At 75.0% G+C, this 3,721-nt stretch carries 3 protein-coding genes and 1 pseudogene; 2 read left to right on the top strand and 2 right to left on the bottom strand.

The window, feature by feature from the left end; genetic code table 11:
• Together dnaG and HGA02_RS12925 are read right to left on the bottom strand one after the other, a co-directional pair.
• A partial coding sequence (gene dnaG / locus HGA02_RS12930; protein WP_168679350.1) for a DNA primase occupies positions 1-1,237 on the bottom strand: 1,237 nt, incomplete at its 3' end.
• 75 nt (positions 1,238-1,312) lie between these two features.
• Positions 1,313-2,599, bottom strand: a complete 1,287-nt coding sequence (locus tag HGA02_RS12925) for a deoxyguanosinetriphosphate triphosphohydrolase (RefSeq protein ID WP_168679349.1) — start codon at positions 2,597-2,599, stop codon at positions 1,313-1,315.
• A gap of 129 nt (positions 2,600-2,728) precedes the next feature.
• Here HGA02_RS12925 and HGA02_RS12920 point away from each other — a divergent pair, with 129 nt between their 5' ends.
• Together HGA02_RS12920 and HGA02_RS21730 are read left to right on the top strand one after the other, a co-directional pair.
• Positions 2,729-3,307 (top strand): hypothetical protein, encoded by a 579-nt coding sequence (locus tag HGA02_RS12920; RefSeq protein ID WP_168679348.1) that lies wholly within the window; start codon positions 2,729-2,731, stop codon positions 3,305-3,307.
• Between the two features lie 143 nt (positions 3,308-3,450).
• Positions 3,451-3,721: pseudogene (locus tag HGA02_RS21730) on the top strand (amidoligase family protein); the annotation flags it as partial.

The following is a 3,721-nucleotide window of genomic DNA, read 5'->3' as shown; positions in this document are numbered from 1 at the left end:
CGGCGCGCAGCGCGGCGACCCGCCCCTCGGCGGTGCGCAGGTCGTGCGAGTCGAGCGTCGAGCGGATGACGAACTCGAACAGCGGGGTGCGCCCCGCGACGAGCGCGCGCACCGCGTCCGGACCCTTCGCCTGGCGCAGCTCGCACGGGTCCATGCCGGACCGCTCGACCGCGACGAACGTCTGGGCGGAGAACGACTGGTCCTCGCCGAACGCGCGCAGCGCCGCCTTCTGCCCGGCGGCGTCGCCGTCGAAGGTGAAGATGATCTCGCCGCCGACCGACGTGCCCGACGCGAGCTGCACGCCGCCCGTCGAGCCCGCGTCGCCGACCAGGCGCCGCACGACGCGCGCGTGGTCCGAGCCGAACGCGGTGCCGCACGTCGCGACCGCCGACCCGACGCCCGACAGGTGCATGGCCATGACGTCGGTGTAGCCCTCGACGACCACGACGCGCTTGTCGCGCTGCATGTCGCGCTTCGCGAGGTCGATGCCGTACAGCACCTGGGACTTGCGGTAGAGCGGCGTCTCCGGGGTGTTGAGGTACTTCGGGCCCTGGTCCTCGTCGAAGAGGCGCCGCGCGCCGAACCCGACCGTCTCCCCCGTGACCTCGCGGATCGGCCAGACGAGTCGGCCCCGGAACCGGTCGTAGATCCCGCGCTGCCCCTGGCTGACGAGCCCCGACGCGACGAGCTCCGCCTCGGTGAAGTTCCGGCCGCGCAGGTGGCGCAGCAGCCCGTCCCACCCCTGCGGCGCGAAGCCGACGCCGAACTGCTCAGCCGCCGCGCGGTCGAACCCGCGCTCGGCGAGGAACGCGCGCCCCGCGGCGGCCGCGGGCGTCGTGAGCTGCTCGCGGTAGAACTCCTCGGCGACGCGGTGCGCGTCGAGCAGGCGACGACGGCGGCCCGGCTCCTCGCCCGGGCGCGGCGCGCCGCCCTCCTCGTACCGCAGCTGGATGCCGACGCGACCCGCGAGGTACTCGACGGCCTCCGTGAAGCCCAGCCCGTCGACCTTCATGACGAACGCGATCACGTCGCCGCCCTCGCCGCAGCCGAAGCAGTGGTAGCGGCCGACCTGGGGACGCACGTGGAACGACGGGGAGCGCTCGTCGTGGAACGGGCACAGGCCCTTCATCGAGCCGACGCCCGCGGGCTTCAGGCTGACGTGGGCGCCGACGATCTCCTCGATGCGCGCGCGCTCGCGGACCGCCTCCACGTCCTCCCGTCGGATGCGTCCCGCCACGCCGGTGAGTCTAGGCGTCGCGCGAGGCCCTCCGGCCCGCCCGCGGCACCGTTCGCCCGGGCGCGCGGACCGTGCTCAGTGCCGCGGCGGGTGGACGAGCCGCGCGTGCATCTCCGCCGCCGACACGTCCGTGAGCGACGCCACCTGGTCGACGACGACCCGCAGCCGCGCGGCGTCGTCGGGGGCCTGCGCCCAGTCGGCCGCGAACGGCGGCTCGAGAGCCAGGGGCGCGCGGTCCGACATCACGCGCACGAGGTCGGTGAGCACCTCGCGCTGGCGGTGGTAGAGCGGCTCGAGCTCGCGCGGCGCCATGACGTACGCGACCGCGAGCCCCTTGAGCACGAGGATCTCCGCCGTCGTGCCGATCGGCACCACGAGGTTCGCCGCGTACCGGGTGAGCGGGCCGTCGCCGTACTCGCCACGCGTCGCGGTCTGCGCCGCCTTCGCGAACCGGCCGATGAGCTGGCTCGTCGCGTCCTTGAGCATCGCGAGCGCCCCGCGGGACCCGTCGAAGCCGGGCGTGGCCCACAGGTGCGCCGCCACGAGGCGGTCCATCGCGTCGTGCAGGCCGTTCTCGTCGACCGCGTCGCCGTACCAGGTCTGCACGGCCTCGACGACGCGCGCGCGCTCGTCGGGGCGGGTCAGCACGCCCAGGTCCAGGCGCCCGCCGACGACCGCGTCCTCGACGTCGTGCACCGAGTAGGAGATGTCGTCCGCGAGGTCCATGACCTGCGCCTCGAGGCACTTGCGCCCGTCGGGCGCGTCCTCGCGCAGCCACGTGAACACCGGCAGGTCGTCCTCGTAGACGCCGAACTTGTGCGTCGGCCGTCCGCTCGCGGCGCTCACCGGGCCCTGGAGGTGCCGCCACGGGTACTTGACCGAGGCGTCGAGGCTCGCGCGCGTGAGGTTGAGACCGACCGTCTGCCCGTCGGGTCCGACGACCTTCGGCTCCAGGCGCGTCAGCAGGCGCAGCGTCTGCGCGTTGCCCTCGAACCCGCCGATGCCGCGCGCGATGTCCGCGAGCGCCCTCTCGCCGTTGTGCCCGAACGGCGGGTGTCCCAGGTCGTGCGCGAGGCATGCGGTGTCGACGACGTCCGGGTCGCAGCCGAGGGCCTTGCCGATCTCGCGGCCGACCTGCGCGACCTCCAGCGTGTGCGTGAGCCGCGTGCGGACGAAGTCGTCCGAGGACGGTCCCAGCACCTGCGTCTTGGCACCCAGACGGCGGAGCGCCGACGAGTGCACGATGCGCGCGCGGTCGCGCTCGAACGCGGTGCGCTCGCGCGACTTCGGCGCCTCCGGCACCCACCGCTCACGGTCGGCGTCGACATAGCCGTCGAGTTCGAGCACGTCAGGGGCGGTCACAGGTCTAGGGTATCGACCGCCAGGGCGGCCCCACCCGCCGGTGACGCACGTCGCACCGCGAGCGGGCGCAGCCCGGCGTCGGTGGCGTCGGGCAGGCGCGACCGACCCGTGCGCTCTCCCGGAGGTCCGATGAAGCCCCTCGCGAGCACCACCCGCTCCCCCCGCCGGACCGCCGCCATCGGTGTCGTCGCGGCGACGCTCACCGTCGGCGCGACCGGCGCGGCATACGCGCTCGCGCAGAACGCGCGCACGCCCGAGTCGTCGGTGGTCGCGGCGGGCTCGCCGACCGACCCGCCGGTGCCGCAGGTCGTCCGCGCGACGCCCCCGCCTCTCCCGGGCGAGGAGGAGTACACCCAGGAGCGGGCCGACGCGTTCTGGGGCGCGGGGTACCAGATGGAGGACGCCGACGCGCTCGCCGAGCTCTGGCAGGTATCGCTCCTCGAGGCGAAGGGCCGCGCGGGGCAGCTCCTGCTGGACGGCCAGCCCGTCCCGATCGCACCGTGGGGCTCGCTCGACCCGGACGACCCCGACACCGTCGCCCGGCACCAGCTCGACGCGTACTGGGCCGCCGGCTACGACGGGGACGACGGCGAGGCGCTCGCGGCGCTCTGGTCGGTCGACATCATCCAGGCGAAGATGACCGCCGGGCAGATGCTGCGCGACGGCCAGACGCCGCCGATCCCGCCGAGCGGGACGCCGGCGTCCTGACCGCCACGGCGCCCCGCCGCACCCGTCGAGCACCTGTCCCGGCGCTGTCGTCACGCATCGGGTTCGAGGTCGAGCTGCTCGCACCGGTCGGCTCCGACAGGCTCGTCCTCGCCGAGCGGCTCGCGGCGGACCGCCGCGGCGACGTGGTCCGGTCGTTCCACACCGACTCGGAGCCGTCGCCCGTCGCGGGAGTCGACACGTTCCGCCACCTGACCCCCGCCTTCGACGTGCGCGACGCGGCGGGTGCGCCCGTCGCGCGGCTCGTGGACGACGTGACGATCCGCGCGGACCTCGACGGCACCGGCTCGCGCGGGCACCGCGGCTGGTACCGCGTGCTCAGCGACGACGGGCGTCTGCTGCGGCTCGTCGAGCGGCACGCGGACCCGTCGGCGCCCCTCGCTACCGTGCTCGACC

This window comes from Cellulomonas septica, from assembly GCF_012396155.1.
GTDB classification, from domain to species: domain Bacteria; phylum Actinomycetota; class Actinomycetes; order Actinomycetales; family Cellulomonadaceae; genus Cellulomonas; species Cellulomonas septica.
Note: the sequence above shows the minus strand (reverse complement) of the source record. Positions and strands in the feature narration are given on the sequence as shown.

Bases quoted from the DNA above. Each gene is read 5' to 3' on its own strand.
- HGA02_RS12920 (WP_168679348.1), top strand. From the start codon at position 2,729: ATGAAGCCCCTCGCGAGCACCACCCGCTCCCCCCGCCGGACCGCCGCC.